Here is a 15249-nt window from a genome sequence, read left to right as displayed (position 1 = left end):
GCCGTTAGCCCCATACTGGCACAGTTAGCGTTCGCCCTAACCCAGAAACCGAACGCCTTGGGCGGCCAACGGGCTGCGAAGCTTGTCTGGCAGCGGCACATCGGTCACTACGGCATCATAATCACCCAACTGACCCGCGGCGCAGCGTAGTGGCAGGTCGAACTTGGTTTTATCCAGTACTAACACGCGATAACCGGCATGGGCCAACAGCGCCTCACGGGCCATCACTTCGTCGTCGTTATAGTCATAAAGCTGGCCATGGCTATCCATTCCCCCCACCGAGACAATCCCCACATCGGCACGGTAGCGTTGAAAAAAGCGCCAGGCATCGCCGCCAATCACGTCCTGGTCACGACGACGCACTCGTCCACCCGCCACCACTAACTCACACTTCAACTGGCACAGCTTAATCAGCGCATGCAGGTTATTGGTCATGATATGCAGGCCTTGCTTATCACTCAGCGCATCGGCCAACTGCTCAACCGTGGTGCCCGTGCCTAAAAATAGTGCTTGATGATCCTGTACCAAGCTCGCTGCCCGCGCCGCGATCTGCCGTTTACCCGCCACGTTCACGATCTGACGCTGGTCGTAGCCAATGTTTTCCTGCTCGGGAAACGGCAGCACCTCCCCTTGGCGGCGCAGCACCAGGCCTTTATCAGCCAAGTGGCGAATATCCCCACGCAGGGTTTGCACAGAAACCCCAAACTCGCCTGCCAGGCTGTCTACCGATTGGCGCCCCTGTGAGTGGATTCGCTGTAATAGCTGTTGTCGACGTTCGAACTGGCGCATAGCCCCTCTCAGCACAACGAAAGTAAAAAGCGTGACAAACGAAAGCCACAAAAGGTTGAACGAAAGCGTACTGTCACTTTGTTGTAAGCAGATGACAGTAGCTTAGGTGGGGTTCACTCACTGGAGGTTTACCCATGTTGAAGCGCCCCCTGTTATCTATTCCGACATCTGCCCTTACTGCTGCCGTCGCGGTAGCCAGTTTTTCCCTTTCAGCTCAGGTAGCGGCGAACGAAACGCTGACGCTCTACACCAGCCAGCCCAATAGCGATGCACAGCAAACCGTTGACGCCTTTGAAGCAGCCTATCCCGACATTGAAGTGGAGTGGGTACGCGACGGTACCACGCGCTTAATGACACGGCTGCGCTCGGAGCTTTCAGCCGGGGTGAGCAACCCCGACGTACTGCTGATTGCCGACAGCATGACCATGGAATCACTTAAGCAAGAGGGCCATTTACAGCCTTACCTAAGCGATGAGCGTCAGGCCTATGACGCCGACCTGTATGACCCGGAAGGCTACTACTACGGCACCAAGCTGATCACCACCGGGATTGTCTATAACACCGGCGCCGAGCATCAGCCGCAAAGCTGGCAAGATCTGCTGGGGCCTGACTACGAAGGGTTGGTCACTATGCCCAGCCCGCTCTACTCCGGCGCGGCACTGATCCATATGGCGGCAATTAGTGCTAATCCAGAATTAGGTGCCGAATACTACGACGCCCTGCACGACAATCGCACCGAAGCACAGGGCGGCAATGGTGGCGTCTTTAACGCCGTGGCCGCAGGCACCAAGCCTTACGGCATCGTGGTGGACTTCCTGCCGATCCGTGAAGCCGCCAAAGGTTCGCCGGTCGAATTCGTGTTCCCGGAAGAGGGCGTGAGCGCGGTGACCGAGCCAGTCGCTATTATGCAGGGCGCAGAGAATGTCGATGCCGCGCAAAAGTTTGTTGATTTCGTGCTTTCCCAGCAGGGCCAGGAACTGGTCAGCCAGCAGGGCTACCTACCTGCCCACAACGACGTTACCCCTCCGGAAGGCTTCCCCGAGCGCGATAGCATTACCCTGATGCCGGTTGATACCGAGCAGGCATTGGCGCAGGAAGAAGAACTCAAACAGCGTTTTAGCGACCTCTTCGGCGGGTAATCATGACGCCCGCTCTCAACTATGACAATAAGGACGGCAGCGACAACAAGTACGGCAGCCAGCACCGCTGGCTGCTTTCAAGCCTGTTGATTGCCATTGTGCTGCTCAGCCTGGCACCCAGCCTGCGCCTCCTGTTCGAAGCGTTGAGCGATCTTACCCAGGGCCGCCAATCGCCGCTGTGGCAGGTGCTCAACAGTGCCAGCACTTGGCGAGCACTCTGGCATAGCCTGTATACCTCGGGGCTCGGCATGCTGATCGCCCTGATCCTGGGTAGCCTGTTCGCCTTTGCCATCACGCTCACCAATGTGCGCGGAAAAGCGTGGCTGGTGTTCTGCTTTATGCTGCCGATGATGATTCCGCCCCAGGTTACCGCCTTGAGCTGGCTGCAGCTCTTTGGCCCGGCCAGCCCGCTGCTGAAAAGCATTGGCATGGCGCCGCCGCTAGGCAGCCCACAGCCGCTCTACTCCGCGGAAGGCATCGCTTTACTGCTGGGCATCCAGAGCGCACCACTGGTGTTTCTAGCCCTGCGTACCAGTCTGCTTTCGCTGCCCCAGGAACTGATCGAAGCCGCCCGCATTAGCGGTGCCAAACAGACCCAGGTATGGGGTCATATTATTCTACCCGTGACCCGTAGCGGCTTGATCGCCGGGGGCGCGATGGCGTTTATCTCGAGTCTCGGCAATTTCGGCATCCCCGCCATGCTGGGTATTCCCGCCGGCTATTACGTGCTGCCCACGCTGATCTACCAGCGTATGGCCAACTTCGGCACCGGGGTGTTGGCAGAGATGGCTGCGCTCTCCTTGCTGATTGGTTTACTGGCATTGGCTGGGGTGGCGTTGCAACAGCAATTGATGAATCGCAGTCGCTTCGGGCTTGGCGGCCATAGTGGGCGCTCTCATGATTTCACCCTGGGAAGTTGGCGCTCGCTGGTGACCGCCACGCTCGTCGGGATCTTACTGATTATTCTGGTCGCGCCGCTGCTTGCGCTCATTATCAGCTCGCTGGTACCCGCCATGGGCGTGCCATTAAACGCCGAGACCGCCACCCTGAACGCTTACGCCGAAGTGGTGGGTCGCCAAGGCGCCACATGGCGAGCGGTAAACAACAGCCTGTGGCTGGCGGGCAGCGCGGCAGTGGTGTTGATGCTGCTGAGTCTGCCACTGGCTTACCGGCTACAGCGTCTACCGGAACGCTGGCGGGGCGTGGTCCTCAGCGCTATCGAGATTCCTTATGCGCTTCCCGGCGTGGTCTTGGCCATTGCCTGCATTCTGCTCTTTGTTCGCCCGCTACCGATTATCAATGTGGCGCTCTACGGCACCCTGGGGCTGATTTTTATCGCTTACCTGGCGCGCTTTCTAGTGGTCTGCGTTAAGCCTGTCGCCGCCAGCCTGGCGCAGCTGGATCCTTCCCTTGAAGAGGCGGCACAGCTCGCGGGTGCAGGCCCCTGGCGACGCCTGGGCAGCATTATTTTACCCCTGGTGGCGCCCGCGCTGTTCGCAGGCGGCCTGCTGGTGTTTCTGCTGGCGGTCAACGAACTGACCGTGTCAGCCCTGCTATGGAGCGCCGGTAACGAAACCCTCGGCGTGCTGATTTTCAACCTCGACGAAGGCGGCGAAAGCGTGCTGGCCTCTGCGGTGTCAGTGCTGGTGGTGATCATGGTCGCCTCGCTGATGCTGACACTCAGTTTACTGGCGCCGCGTTTACCTAAAGGAGTCATTCCATGGCAGAGTTAGGCATGGCAGTGCCATCTAGTGCAGGGCTATCGATCGATCGTGTTACCAAGCGCTTTGGCGAACAGACGGCCGTTGATGCGCTGTCGCTGACGATCAATCCAGGCGAATTTGTCGCCCTGCTCGGCCCCAGTGGCTGCGGCAAAACCACCATGCTACGCATGCTGGCAGGCTTCGAGACGATCAACGACGGCACGATTCAATTAGCCAATCGCACCCTGGCCAGCGCCGATATCCATGTGCCGCCTGAACAGCGCAATATGGCCATGGTGTTCCAGTCCTATGCGCTATGGCCGCATATGAGTGTGGCGGACAACGTCGGCTACCCGGTCAAACTGCGCGGCCTGCGCGGGGCGGCGTATCATCAAAAGGTGCAGCAAGCGCTGGCATTGGTTGAGCTTGAAGCCTATGCCGATCGCATGCCTCAGGCCCTTAGCGGTGGCCAACGCCAGCGGGTGGCCCTGGCACGCTGCCTGGTTAGCGACCCGTCAGTGGTATTGCTGGATGAACCGTTGGCCAACCTTGACCGCCATCTGCGCGCCACCATGGAACACAGCTTTCGCGATTTTCACCAACGCACGGGCGCCACGCTGGTCTACGTCACCCACGACCAAACCGAGGCCATGGCGCTGGCGGATAAAATCGCCGTGATGAAAGCGGGCAAGCTGGTTCAGTGGGGCGCCCCCGAAACCCTTTACAGGCAGCCAAGAACCGCATGGGTAGCGGGTTTTATCGGCCAGGGCGGCCAATTAAAGGTCGCCGCCGGCCACCCTGGGAAGCGCCTTGAGAGTGCGGCCCTGATGCGCGGGCTGAACGCCATCGAGTCCGAACGAACCCAAAGCGTGCTGGTGCGCCCGGAACATATTCAGATCAGCGCAGCACCCGCTTCCTCCGCAACTCCCACTCATAACCAGCTTGCCGCACAGGTGGAAAACGTTATTTTCCGCGGCGAGCGCTATGAGCTCACCCTGCGCCTACTCAGTGGCGAAACCCTGCTGGCCTACCATCACAGCCCGCCTGATCTGGGTAGTCAGGTTGCCGTCGACCTTCATCAAGGCTGGTGTCTGGAGCCCGACCAATGAGTGCCACCATCGAGATTCTCAGTGGTTTAGGCGCCAAAGGCCCAGCCGCGATAGTGGTAGAAGCCCAAGGAAAACGCCTGCTGCTAGATGCAGGCGGCGCGCTCCACCCGGATGACACCATCTCCTGGGCGAACAATCTGGATATCGACGCAGTGCTGATTAGCCACGACCATATTGACCATATCGGCGGTGTGGCTGAGCTGCCTGGCAACGTGCCACTTTACTGCACGGCGCTGGTAGCTAAATCATTGCCCAAGAACCGGCTATGGCGCCCCCTACCGGAACGCGGCTCGCTAGAGGTGGAAGGTATTACCGTCACCACCGGTCAAGCAGGGCACTCGTTAGGCGGTGTTTGGCTACATTTAGCGGTGGAAGGTGGCGTTTTCTACAGCGGCGATGTCTGCTTTGAGTCGTTGGTGTTTCCGTTTGATACACCACCACCAGCGGGTCTTGCGCTGCTGGATGCCTCCTACGGCAGCTTTGATCAACCCCAACCTGCGTGCATTCAAGCAATCAGCAAACACTTTACCCAGCCTTTGGCATTTCCCGTGCCTGCCACCGGCCGTGCACTGGAAATGGCGCTGTGGCTGCTTGAGGAAGCTAAATCACGTGGGTTAACGCTCGCGATTGATGCGGAGATACGCGCCAACCTCACCGCCCTGCTGGCAATGCCTGCCGCTCTGCGTCGCCCAGGCATTGATGCTGCTATCAACAATGTGTTGGCACGACAAAATGATGAAAATGCCACGCTGCGGCTGATAAGTGATCACGATGACACCCCCCAACAGTGGCCCGACCACCGGCTACTGCATACCGGTTACTTAACACCTGAACGCCAAGTCCAGCTAGCAGCAGGGGAAATAAGCTGGCAACGCTGGAATGTGCATCTGCGCGCCTCGCATCTGGTGGCGCTAGCCGATCAGTTGGACGCCTCTCAAGTGGTGCCGCTATTTACCCAGCTAAGAGATAACGAATTAAAGGCGTGGCAAGGGCTTCTAGGCAATCGCCTTTACACTTCTCAGCGCTTCAAAACTGATTCTCGTACAAACCACCTTTCCTCTTTAAGGAGTTTTGCATGTCCGCAGTGATTGTCGATGTCGATGGTACCTTAGCCGAGTTTCACCCTCACCAAGTCAGCGACTGGGTACTCGGTAGCCAAAAACAGTGGGAGCCCTTCTTTGCCCATATGGCCGAAGCACCGGTGATTGAAGCAGTGGCCAAGCTGGTCAAAATTCTCAAGGCCCAGGGACAGCAGATCGTGATTTGCAGCGGACGCCCGGACAGTCATCGTGAGCATACCCAGCGCTGGCTGGAGCGCCACACGATTCCTTTTGACGCCATGTACCTGCGCCCAGAAGGTGACGACCATGTAGATGATGAAGCAGTAAAAGAGGCGCTTCTGGAGCGTATGCGCAGCGATGGTTTTGCGCCTTGGCTGGTGCTGGATGACCGCGACGCTGTGGTCGCCCAATGGCGTGCGCTTGGGCTTACCTGTTTACAGTGCGCGCCGGGAGATTTTTAAGCGTTTGCCAGACTGGCTCGGTATTGCCAAACCAGCACCGCCAAGGGCACCAGCGCGACAGGGAGCAACACTAGGTTTAGCGTCGCCCAGCCTAAACCGCTGACCAAGGGCCCGGCGAGCAGCGCAGTGATGGCGGCAGTGCCAAACACTAAAAACTCGTTGGCAGCCTGGGTGCGCGCTTTATCCACCGGGCGGTAGCTCTCGGTGAGCAGCCCAGTAGCGGGCAAAAAGGTAAAGTTCCAGCCCAACCCCAGCAAAATAAGAGCCACGTTAAACCCCGCTAAGCCGACACCCCATTGGGCGACCAGAGCACTCGCTACCAGCAGCAGGCAGCCGGCCACAATCACCTGCTTGGCACCGAAGCGGGTGGCTAAATGGCCAGTGAAGAACGAGGGTAAAAACATCGCGACCACGTGCCACTGAATGGTCATGGAAACGTGGTTAAAGTGGTGCCCTGCCCCCGCCATGGCGAGCGGTGTGGCGGTCATGGCCAGGTTCATCACGCCGTACCCGACCGTCGCCGCGCTCACCGCCACAATAAATTCAGGTTGGCGGAGTATCTTACCCAGCGGCAGTGCGACGCCTTCGCCGTGGGTGCGGGATGCCGGCGGTAGTTGCGTCAGCATCAGCACCACCAGCGCCAGTGCATAAAGCGCGGCCAAGCCCACAAAGCTGCCCAAAAATGGCACCTCGCCCAGCTCACGGCTCACCCTGGCCAGCCACGGCCCGGCAAACGCCGCCAGCACACCGCCCCCCATCACCAAACCAATCGCCCGATCTCGCATCGCGGCGGGGGCGGCTTCCACCGCAGCAAAGCGATAGAGCTGACCAAAGCCAATGCCGATGCCAATTAGCCAAGTGGCCAACAAGAACAGGCCAAAGCACTCGCCGATCAGTGCCTGCACGGCGACCAGTGCACCCACCAGTCCCACCAGATTGCCCAGTATAAAGCCGCGTTTTCGGCCCAGCCTGGCCATAATTAATGAGGCGGGAATGGTGGCACACATCAGCCCCAGCCACTGGGTGGCAACCGGCGCGGTCGACCATGACGCACTTGGCGCCAAAGACGCCCCAATCAGCGGCGAAACGGCAATCAGCAAAACGTTTCCGGTGACCAGAAGCGCTTGGCAGAGCGATAGCAGTGCGACGGTTAAAGGCATGGGGCACTCTCCTGAAGTGAATCGGTGCGGGAAGACGCAAAGCGTTGACGATAGACCGAGGGTGATACGCCGTAGTAGCGCTGAAACTGACGGCGCAGTTGCTCCGCGCCGCCCAGCCGCCAGCGTTGTGCCAGACGTTCAAGGGAGAGCTGCTCGCGCTCGTTAAGCAGCGCCAGGCGCGCTTGCTCAAGGCGTAGTTGGGTCAGGTAAGCACCGGGGGTGGTATTTAAGTAGCGCCTAAATAGCCGGGTTAAATGGCGCGGTGAGACGGCCATCAGGTCGGCCATGCTCTCAAGCTTGTGATCTACGCTGGGGTCGGCGTGGAGCTGATCCAGCAAGCGGCGCAGCGGGCCCGCCTCTTGCTGATGCCGGAGTATCTCGCTGAACTGCGACTGCCCACCTGGGCGCTGCAAAAACACCACTAGCTCACGGGCCACCCGCCCGGCTAGATCAGCACCGTGATCTGCCTCTACCAGCGAAAGCGCCAAATCAATCCCCGCCGTTACACCGGCGCTGGTGTAGCGGCCGTTGCTTTCGATATACAGTGCATCGGGCTCAACGCTTAGTGCGGGGTACTCATCTGCCAGTTGAGGTGCATGGCGCCAGTGGGTGGTGACGCGGCAGCCATCCAACAACCCTGAAGCGGCTAACAAAAATGCCCCGGAGCAGATAGAGCCTAGCCGCCTCACCTCTGGGGCGACCTCACAAAGCACCTGCTTCACTGCGGCTATTTCACGCTGCTGAATCACGCCACTGCCGCCCGCCACCAACAGCGTATCCAAGGGCAGTAAATGAGTAAGTTGGTGGTAGGTGTGCGTAGCATGCACGGCTAGGCCGCCGTTGGTGATAACCGGGCCGACGGCATCAGCGGCAAGGGTCAATTGGTAGAGCGGTTGAGGGCTTAACGCATTAGCGCTGGCAAACACTTGCCAGGGGCCGCTGACATCCAGCAGTTGGCAGTCGGGGTAGGCAAATAGAGCAACATGGCGAGTCACAGTCTCTCTCCGCTAACGGGGAATCGAAGCATTAGAGAGAGTGTCAGCGCTGTGCCCTATGTCGGCAAGGACCATTACCCCACCGATTCAGACATCTTTATAAAAGCGCTACATTCGCATCAGCCCGTCCTTTCTAACGGCGCCTCCATCCTGCGTACGCTGGAAACGAAATCACTAAAGCGCTCGCCTTGAATTAATACATGATCGCTCAGCGCTTGCTGCGCCGCCACAGGGTCGCCCCGTTCGATGGCTTCCACGATGGTTTGGTGCTCGCTGAGGGAAGTATTTACCCGTTGGCGCACCTGAAGTTGAAGGCGCCGGTAGGGCTTTAGGCGCTGCTTCAGTTGACGCGCTTCGCTGGCCAAAAAGGCGTTGTGGCTAGCGGTGTATATACAGTCGTGAAAGCCTTCGTTTTCGTAGTAATACTCGTCGCTGTCGCCGGCCAGGGCCGCCGCTTCGCAGCGCTGATGCGCCTCTCTTAACGCAGCCAGCTCTGGCTCGGTAATCCGGCGGGCCGCCAAGCGTCCGCACATGCCTTCAAGTTCCGCCATCACCTCAAACATTTCGATCAACTGATCAATGCCTACTTTTGCCACGAAGGTGCCCTTCTTCGGCGAAACGGTGACTAAACCGCTGGCCACCAATTGCTGAAAGGCTTCGCGCACTGGCGTTCGCGAAACCTGAAACTCACGGCCCAAGGCTTCCGGGTCCAGGCGCTCTCCTGGCACACGGCGGCCATTAATAATGTCATCCTCAAGAGAATCTCTTAATCGCTGAGCGTTGGAACGCTTGGTGCCCGTCATATTTTACCTCCTTGGATCGCGACTCACCTTAGCCGTTTTAATGCTGTCATACAGTTGACATTAGCATACGTAGCGCCTATTGATATATATATCAGCTCGACTGATAGATACATAAAGTCAATCCAAACACACAACAACAATTGTTGGAGACGCCACATGCAACGCTATTTGATCTCAACTGCTGCCGCCCTCGGTCTCGCTATTGCGGCTTCCCACGCTTCTGCCGATACCGTGCTTCGCGCGTCGCATCAATTCCCTGGCGGCCAGGGGGATGTTCGCGATGAAATGGTGCAAATGATGGCCCGTCACGTAGCCGATGCCGACGTTGGCCTGACCATTGAAGTCTACCCCGGCCAATCGCTGTTTAAAGCGCGCGAACAGTGGGGCGCCATCGCCCGGGGCCGCCTGGACATCACTTCGCTGCCGCTGGATTATGCCAGCGGGCGGCACCCTGAGTTCTCTGCCACGCTGATGCCAGGCTTAGTGCGCAACCAGGCACATGCTCAGCGTCTGAATGACTCCGAATACATGGAGATGATTAAAGCGGTGATCCTCGAGGGCGGTGCTCGTGTGCTCTCAGACGCGTGGCTGTCGGGCGGCTTTGCCTCTAGTGAGCAGTGCATTACCTCACCCGATACCGTCGAGGGCCAGAACCTGCGCGCCGCAGGCCCCGCGTTTGAAGAGATGCTGGAAGCCGCCGGCGCCTCCATCGCCTCAATGCCGTCTTCTGAGGTTTACACCGCCATGCAAACCGGCGTTCTGGACGCCGCCAACACCTCGTCGATGTCGTTTATCTCTTTCCGCCTCTACGAGCAGGTCGAGTGCTTGACCGAGCCGGGCGACTTCGCGCTGTGGTTTATGTACGAACCGATTCTAATTTCCGAGCAGGTGTGGCAAGGACTTAACGAAGAGCAGCAGGCGGCGCTGACGGAAGCTGGTGAAGCCGCAGAAGCCTTCTTTGCTGAAGAGGCCGCCGCCATTGATCAGGAGATGGTCGATCTTTACGAAGAGAACGGTGTAGAGGTCGTTAGCATGAGCGAAGACGATTACAACGCCTGGCTGGAAATCGCCCGTGAAACCTCCTACAAAAACTTTGCCGACAATGTTCCCAATGGCCAAGCCATTATCGATGCAGCACTGGCCGTCGAGTAAGCAACCTATGAACGCCTAACGGCTCGGCTGCCCTTCGGGGTGGCCGTTTTCAACTGATGCTTGCTTAGCTTGGCGAAATAACCAGCTTGTCGAGGGAATTATGGCACCTGCAACGACTCACAATGCCCTTGCGCGAGGGGGCATCATTGGCGGCTACATTCGCGTCATGGATAAGCTCTCGCGGCTTTCCGCCTATTTGGCCTGCGCCATGTTTATCGCTGGCGTATTAGTGATTTGCCAGATGGTCTTTATTCGCTACTTACTCGGAATGAGTACCAGTTGGCAGACCGAATTTACCATCTTCTCAGTAACGGCAGCGATGTTGATGGGGAGCCCTTATGTGCTGATGACCGGCGGGCACGTGGCTATCACCATTGTTCCCGATGCGCTGGGCGGAATTACCCGCACCATCATGCGCTTGATCGCTTCGCTGTTTGGATTAGGTTTTTGTGCCGCCTTGGCGTACGCCAGCTGGGTCTATGTTTTTGAGGCGCTGCATGGCGAGTGGACCACTGGCTCGGTATGGAATCCCCCGCTGTGGCCCGCCTTACTGCCCATGGCAGTCGGTTCCACCCTGCTGTCGCTGCAGTATGTGGCTGAAATTCTGCGTGGGGAGAGCTAAGCATGGATCCCATTACCTTAGGCATTATTGTCGCCATCGCGCTGATTGGGCTGATGGCCATTGGTACCCCTATCGCTTTCGCCCTGGGCGGTGTGTCGCTGCTGGCGCTGATTTACGACCGTGGCCTTTCCGAGCTCACCTACTTCGGTGAAACCTTTTTTGACCGCATCGCCGAGTTTGGTTTTGTCGCCATTCCGATGTTTATACTGATGGGCGCCGCGGTGGCTTCCTCCCCCACCGGGCGCGATCTGTATCGCTCGTTGGATCTATGGATGGGCAAGCTGCCCGGCGGCTTGGCGGTTTCCAATATCGGCGCCTGCTCTATTTTTGCCGCACTATCGGGTTCATCCCCCGCCACCTGTGCGGCGATTGGCAAAATGGGCATTCCTGAAATGCGCATGCGCGGCTACCCGGATGGCGTTGCAGCAGGCTGTATTGCCGCGGGTGGCACCCTGGGCATTCTGATTCCGCCGTCGGTCACCATGATTATCTACGGCATCTCCACCGAAACTTCTATTGGTCGGCTGTTTATCGCCGGGGTAGTGCCAGGCTTTATGCTCGCGGGCCTGTTTATGATCTGGACCATGATCGCCTGCAAGATGGCCGGTGGTTATAACAACCCGATGGCGGAGTCCGTCGAACGGCTAAAACAGAACGTTAAGCAGAATGTTGATACCAACCTGAAAGCCCTCGTCCGTGTTCTGCCTTTCATGGGTGTCGTCGCGGGTATTCTGTTTGCCTTGTATGGCGGGGTGGCAACACCTTCAGAAGCAGCAGGTGTAGGCGCATTTCTGTGTTTGGCGCTGGCTATTCTGATCTACCGCATGTGGCAGTTGGGGCCGATCAAACTGATCATGCGCGACTCGCTGCGTGAAAGCGTGATGATCATGCTGGTGATCGCCACCGCCGAAGTGTTCGCCTACGCGCTCTCCTCGATGTTTATCACCCAAACCGTCGCCGCTGCGATTGCTGACTTGGACATCAACCGCTGGGCGCTGATGGGGGTGATTAACCTCTTTCTGCTGGTGGCCGGGTTCTTCTTGCCGCCCGTGGCCGTGATCGTGATGACTGCGCCGATCTTGTTGCCCATCATTCTGGCGGCCAACTTCGACCCTTACTGGTTTGCGGTGATTTTGACCATCAACCTGGAGATCGGCCTGATCACTCCGCCGGTGGGTCTCAACCTGTTCATTATTAAAGGCATCGCGCCGGATATCTCGCTGCGCGACATTCTGATGGGAAGCTTGCCCTACGCGCTGTGTATGGTGCTGGGTATCTTGCTGCTGTGTCTCTTCCCAGGCATCGCGCTTTGGCTACCTAACTTGATCATGGGTTAAGGAGTTCGACCATGAACATGCTGTTTTTGCAGGAGCTGTTCAACAACATCACCCAACGTGATGCGTTGTTACGGCGCCGCCATCCAGAGACGTTAACGCCCGACCATGGGCAGTTGGTGAAAGCCTGCCAAAAGTTGCTGGAAAGCGATGGTGAGGCCTCCAGCATTGCGCTGGCAAGCCGCGCTTTGGCGATTTATCAGCGCCTGTCACCGGCGGAGAAAAGCAGCTTCTTTGCCCGCCTAACGACGGACTTTTCGGCCGAGCCCGGCCCCATTGACGCGGCCTATCTGGCGTACCAAGAGGTTCGCGACAACCAATCGCTACAGCGCCTGTTTGAAGCTTGTGAGCCACGCAGGCAGGAGCTTTTCCGGCGTTTAAACCTGGCCAGCGACGGCACCTATGAGCTGGTTAAAATGCGTGAGGATCTATTGGCGCTGCTGCGTGAACAGCCCGAACTGGCGGCCATCGACGACGATTTCGCCCATCTATTCGGCTCCTGGTTCAATCGCGGCTTTTTGATGCTCAAGCGTATTGACTGGAACACGCCCGCGTCGATTTTAGAGAAGATCATCCGCTACGAAGCGGTGCATGAAATTCAGGATTGGGACGACCTGCGCCGGCGGCTAGACGCCCGCGACCGTCGCTGTTTCGCCTTCTTCCACCCGGCGATTGGCGATGAGCCGCTAATCTTTGTGGAAGTGGCCCTCCATAAGGGGTTGCCAAGCCGTATTCAGCCCATTCTTTCTGGCGAAAGCAGCTATAGCAAAAAAGGTATCGATGAGGCCGAGGAGGCCGATACTGCGGCGTTCTTTGGCATCAGCAACTGCCAGACCGGCCTGCGAGGCATCTCCTTCGGTAATTTTTTGATCAAGCAGGTGGTGCAAGAGCTCTCCCAGGAGCTGCCGCAGCTGAAATACTTCGTCACCCTCTCGCCGGTGCCCGGCTTCGCCCAGTGGTTGCAAGAACAACGTCATGACGAGCAGCTTCCCTCGTCGCTGCGTAAATCACTCAAGGGGCTTGAAACCCCTGGATGGCATCAGGACGACGCGCTTGAAGAGCAGCTTAAAGCCGCGATCCGACCGCTGGCTGCACGCTATCTCATCGAAGAGAAGAACCGCCACGGCCTACCACTCAACCCAGTGGCTCGCTTTCACCTCGGCAACGGGGCCGAGCTGCACCGCATTAACTGGTTGGGCGATATCTCCGAGAAGGGCTTTAAACAAGCCGCAGGGCTAATGGTTAACTACCTGTATGTGCTGGACGATATCGAACGCAACCACGAAAACTATACCGCCAAGGCGACCGTTGCTTGCTCAAATGAGGTGCGTGACCTCGCCAAACGCGCCCGCAAGCTGGCCAAGGGAGAGACCACCAAATGAGCCACAACCTATTTGAAACCTTTGCGGCCAAAATGCGTGAGCGCGCAGAGGCCGATTTTATTACTACCCGCGATGGCCGCCGCTATCGCTACACCGATGCGCTGACCATCAGTGCGCAGCTTGCTGGCGCACTAACCGAGTTAGGCGTTAAGCAAGGCGACCGGGTCGCCGTGCAGGTGGATAAAAGTCCTGAGGCGATACTGCTTTACCTGGCCTGCCTGCGCATCGGTGGCGTCTATTTGCCCCTCAATACGGGCTATACCGGCGATGAGATTCGCTACTTTTTAAATGACGCCGAGCCGGCGCTGTTTGTTTGCCGCCCCAAGATAGAAGAGCAAGCGCTGTCGCTTGCCGCTGAAACCGGCTGTCCGGCGGTGGTCACCCTGGGCGGCGCTGCCGATGGCAGCCTGATGGAAACCGCCCAAGCGGCAACGCCACGTGAGGATATCGTGGCACTTGGCGAGCGCGACCTGGCCGCTATTCTCTATACCTCTGGCACCACCGGGCGCTCCAAAGGCGCCATGCTAACGCACAAAAACCTCGCCTCTAATGCCGAGACCCTGGCCAAAGCGTGGCATTTCAGCGCTGATGATAGGCTGATCCATGCACTGCCGATTTTCCACACCCACGGCTTATTCGTCGCCTGCAACGTCACCTTGATGGCGGGCTCCAGCATGCTGTTCCTGTCCAAGTTTGACGCCGATGTCATCTTTGAAGAGTTGCCCCATGGCACGGTGATGATGGGCGTTCCTACCTTCTACACGCGCTTGGTTCAGGATGAGCGCCTAACGCCTGACGTTACCGCCAATATGCGGCTGTTCGTTTCCGGCTCCGCCCCGCTTACCGCCGAAACTCATGAAGCCTTTGAAGCCAAAACCGGCCATGCGATTCTTGAGCGCTACGGCATGACCGAAACCAATATGAACCTCTCCAACCCCTATGAAGGCGCAAGGCGAGCAGGCACCGTGGGTATGCCGCTACCCGGCGTGGAGATGCGCATTACCAACCGCGAAACCGGCGATGAGGTGGCTTTGGGCGAGATTGGCATGCTGCAGATTCGCGGCCCAAATGTGTTTATCGGCTACTGGCGGATGCCCGAAAAAACCCGCGAGGAGCTGTTAGACGACGGCTTTTTCATTACCGGCGATCTCGCCATGGTCGACGAGCAGGGCTATGTGCATATTGTGGGTCGCGACAAAGACCTAGTGATTTCCGGCGGCTACAACGTCTACCCCAAAGAAGTGGAGCAGGTGATCGACGAACTCGATCAAGTGGCTGAATCCGCGGTCATCGGCCTACCCCATCCTGACTTTGGCGAGGGCGTGACCGCCGTAGTGGTGCGCCAGCAAGGTCTTGAAGATCAGCTTAATGAAGATAAGGTGATCAGCCACTTAGACGGTCGGCTAGCCAAGTATAAGCAGCCCAAACGGGTCTTCTTTGTCGATGAACTACCCCGCAATACAATGGGCAAAGTGCAGAAAAATGAGCTGCGCAAGCAGTTTAACGATACCTATCGCACTCCTTAATAGCCCGTCCTAC

14 protein-coding genes are annotated in these 15249 nt (G+C 58.1%); 10 read left to right on the top strand and 4 right to left on the bottom strand.

Features of this window, described 5'->3' with window-relative positions; all coding sequences use genetic code 11:
• Positions 1-36 precede the first annotated feature (36 nt).
• Positions 37-789 (bottom strand): DeoR/GlpR family DNA-binding transcription regulator, encoded by a 753-nt coding sequence (locus tag KO116_RS03780; RefSeq protein WP_035538847.1) that lies wholly within the window; start codon positions 787-789, stop codon positions 37-39.
• 134 nt (positions 790-923) lie between these two features.
• On the opposite strand from KO116_RS03780, the gene KO116_RS03775 reads away from it, so the two are divergent.
• The 5 genes from KO116_RS03775 to KO116_RS03755 are packed head-to-tail and all read left to right on the top strand — an operon-like array spanning position 924 to position 6262.
• A complete protein-coding gene (locus KO116_RS03775) occupies positions 924-1928 on the top strand; it encodes an ABC transporter substrate-binding protein (RefSeq protein ID WP_035561233.1) in 1005 nt (334 codons plus the stop codon).
• A gap of 2 nt (positions 1929-1930) precedes the next feature.
• Positions 1931-3661 (top strand): ABC transporter permease, encoded by a 1731-nt coding sequence (locus tag KO116_RS03770; protein ID WP_035561230.1) that lies wholly within the window; start codon positions 1931-1933, stop codon positions 3659-3661.
• Positions 3649-4740 (top strand): ABC transporter ATP-binding protein, encoded by a 1092-nt coding sequence (locus KO116_RS03765; RefSeq protein WP_035561227.1) that lies wholly within the window; start codon positions 3649-3651, stop codon positions 4738-4740. Before KO116_RS03770 ends, KO116_RS03765 begins: the two co-directional genes overlap by 13 nt.
• The gene (locus KO116_RS03760; protein WP_035561224.1) at positions 4737-5828 is read left to right on the top strand and encodes an MBL fold metallo-hydrolase; all 1092 of its coding nucleotides are present in this window, start codon (positions 4737-4739) and stop codon (positions 5826-5828) included. The genes KO116_RS03765 and KO116_RS03760 overlap by 4 nt, the downstream gene beginning before the upstream one ends.
• A complete protein-coding gene (locus KO116_RS03755) occupies positions 5816-6262 on the top strand; it encodes a phosphatase domain-containing protein (RefSeq protein ID WP_035561221.1) in 447 nt (148 codons plus the stop codon). Before KO116_RS03760 ends, KO116_RS03755 begins: the two co-directional genes overlap by 13 nt.
• Here the strand turns inward: KO116_RS03755 and KO116_RS03750 are convergent.
• The 3 genes from KO116_RS03750 to KO116_RS03740 all read right to left on the bottom strand — a co-directional run bounded on the left by KO116_RS03750 (position 6259) and on the right by KO116_RS03740 (position 9220).
• The gene (locus KO116_RS03750) at positions 6259-7422 is read right to left on the bottom strand and encodes an MFS transporter (RefSeq protein ID WP_035561218.1); all 1164 of its coding nucleotides are present in this window, start codon (positions 7420-7422) and stop codon (positions 6259-6261) included. The genes KO116_RS03755 and KO116_RS03750 overlap by 4 nt on opposite strands.
• On the bottom strand, positions 7413-8417 hold the full coding sequence (locus KO116_RS03745) for a GlxA family transcriptional regulator (RefSeq protein WP_035561216.1): 1005 nt from the start codon (positions 8415-8417) through the stop codon (positions 7413-7415). The genes KO116_RS03750 and KO116_RS03745 overlap by 10 nt, the downstream gene beginning before the upstream one ends.
• A 119-nt stretch (positions 8418-8536) precedes the next feature.
• On the bottom strand, positions 8537-9220 hold the full coding sequence (locus KO116_RS03740) for a GntR family transcriptional regulator (RefSeq protein WP_035561213.1): 684 nt from the start codon (positions 9218-9220) through the stop codon (positions 8537-8539).
• Positions 9221-9376: 156 nt separating this feature from the next.
• Here KO116_RS03740 and dctP point away from each other — a divergent pair, with 156 nt between their 5' ends.
• From dctP to KO116_RS03715, 5 genes are all read left to right on the top strand, one after another.
• The gene (gene dctP, locus KO116_RS03735) at positions 9377-10372 is read left to right on the top strand and encodes a TRAP transporter substrate-binding protein DctP (RefSeq protein ID WP_035561210.1); all 996 of its coding nucleotides are present in this window, start codon (positions 9377-9379) and stop codon (positions 10370-10372) included.
• 100 nt (positions 10373-10472) lie between these two features.
• Positions 10473-10994 carry a TRAP transporter small permease subunit gene (locus KO116_RS03730; protein ID WP_035561208.1) on the top strand — a complete coding sequence of 174 codons (522 nt, stop codon included), beginning with the start codon at positions 10473-10475 and terminating at the stop codon, positions 10992-10994.
• Between the two features lie 2 nt (positions 10995-10996).
• A complete protein-coding gene (locus tag KO116_RS03725; protein ID WP_035561206.1) occupies positions 10997-12331 on the top strand; it encodes a TRAP transporter large permease in 1335 nt (444 codons plus the stop codon).
• 11 nt (positions 12332-12342) lie between these two features.
• Positions 12343-13710 (top strand): malonyl-CoA decarboxylase, encoded by a 1368-nt coding sequence (locus tag KO116_RS03720; protein WP_035561202.1) that lies wholly within the window; start codon positions 12343-12345, stop codon positions 13708-13710.
• Positions 13707-15236: a malonate--CoA ligase gene (locus KO116_RS03715; protein ID WP_035561199.1), complete on the top strand. Its 1530-nt coding sequence runs from the start codon at positions 13707-13709 to the stop codon at positions 15234-15236. The genes KO116_RS03720 and KO116_RS03715 overlap by 4 nt, the downstream gene beginning before the upstream one ends.
• The last annotated feature ends 13 nt before the right edge of the window (positions 15237-15249 follow it).

The organism is Halomonas sp. KO116 (genome assembly GCF_000734975.2).
In the GTDB taxonomy this organism is placed as follows: domain Bacteria; phylum Pseudomonadota; class Gammaproteobacteria; order Pseudomonadales; family Halomonadaceae; genus Vreelandella; species Vreelandella glaciei.
This window is presented reverse-complemented; position numbering and strand designations above follow the sequence as displayed.

Excerpts from the sequence above, each read along its gene's own strand:
- KO116_RS03780 (WP_035538847.1), bottom strand. The coding sequence starts at position 789 with ATGCGCCAGTTCGAACGTCGACAACAGCTATTACAGCGAATCCACTCA.
- KO116_RS03775 (WP_035561233.1), top strand. The coding sequence starts at position 924 with ATGTTGAAGCGCCCCCTGTTATCTATTCCGACATCTGCCCTTACTGCT.
- KO116_RS03770 (WP_035561230.1), top strand. The coding sequence starts at position 1,931 with ATGACGCCCGCTCTCAACTATGACAATAAGGACGGCAGCGACAACAAG.
- KO116_RS03765 (WP_035561227.1), top strand. The coding sequence starts at position 3,649 with ATGGCAGAGTTAGGCATGGCAGTGCCATCTAGTGCAGGGCTATCGATC.
- KO116_RS03760 (WP_035561224.1), top strand. The coding sequence starts at position 4,737 with ATGAGTGCCACCATCGAGATTCTCAGTGGTTTAGGCGCCAAAGGCCCA.
- KO116_RS03755 (WP_035561221.1), top strand. The coding sequence starts at position 5,816 with ATGTCCGCAGTGATTGTCGATGTCGATGGTACCTTAGCCGAGTTTCAC.
- KO116_RS03750 (WP_035561218.1), bottom strand. The coding sequence starts at position 7,422 with ATGCCTTTAACCGTCGCACTGCTATCGCTCTGCCAAGCGCTTCTGGTC.
- KO116_RS03740 (WP_035561213.1), bottom strand. The coding sequence starts at position 9,220 with ATGACGGGCACCAAGCGTTCCAACGCTCAGCGATTAAGAGATTCTCTT.
- dctP (WP_035561210.1), top strand. The coding sequence starts at position 9,377 with ATGCAACGCTATTTGATCTCAACTGCTGCCGCCCTCGGTCTCGCTATT.
- KO116_RS03730 (WP_035561208.1), top strand. The coding sequence starts at position 10,473 with ATGGCACCTGCAACGACTCACAATGCCCTTGCGCGAGGGGGCATCATT.
- KO116_RS03725 (WP_035561206.1), top strand. The coding sequence starts at position 10,997 with ATGGATCCCATTACCTTAGGCATTATTGTCGCCATCGCGCTGATTGGG.
- KO116_RS03720 (WP_035561202.1), top strand. The coding sequence starts at position 12,343 with ATGAACATGCTGTTTTTGCAGGAGCTGTTCAACAACATCACCCAACGT.
- KO116_RS03715 (WP_035561199.1), top strand. The coding sequence starts at position 13,707 with ATGAGCCACAACCTATTTGAAACCTTTGCGGCCAAAATGCGTGAGCGC.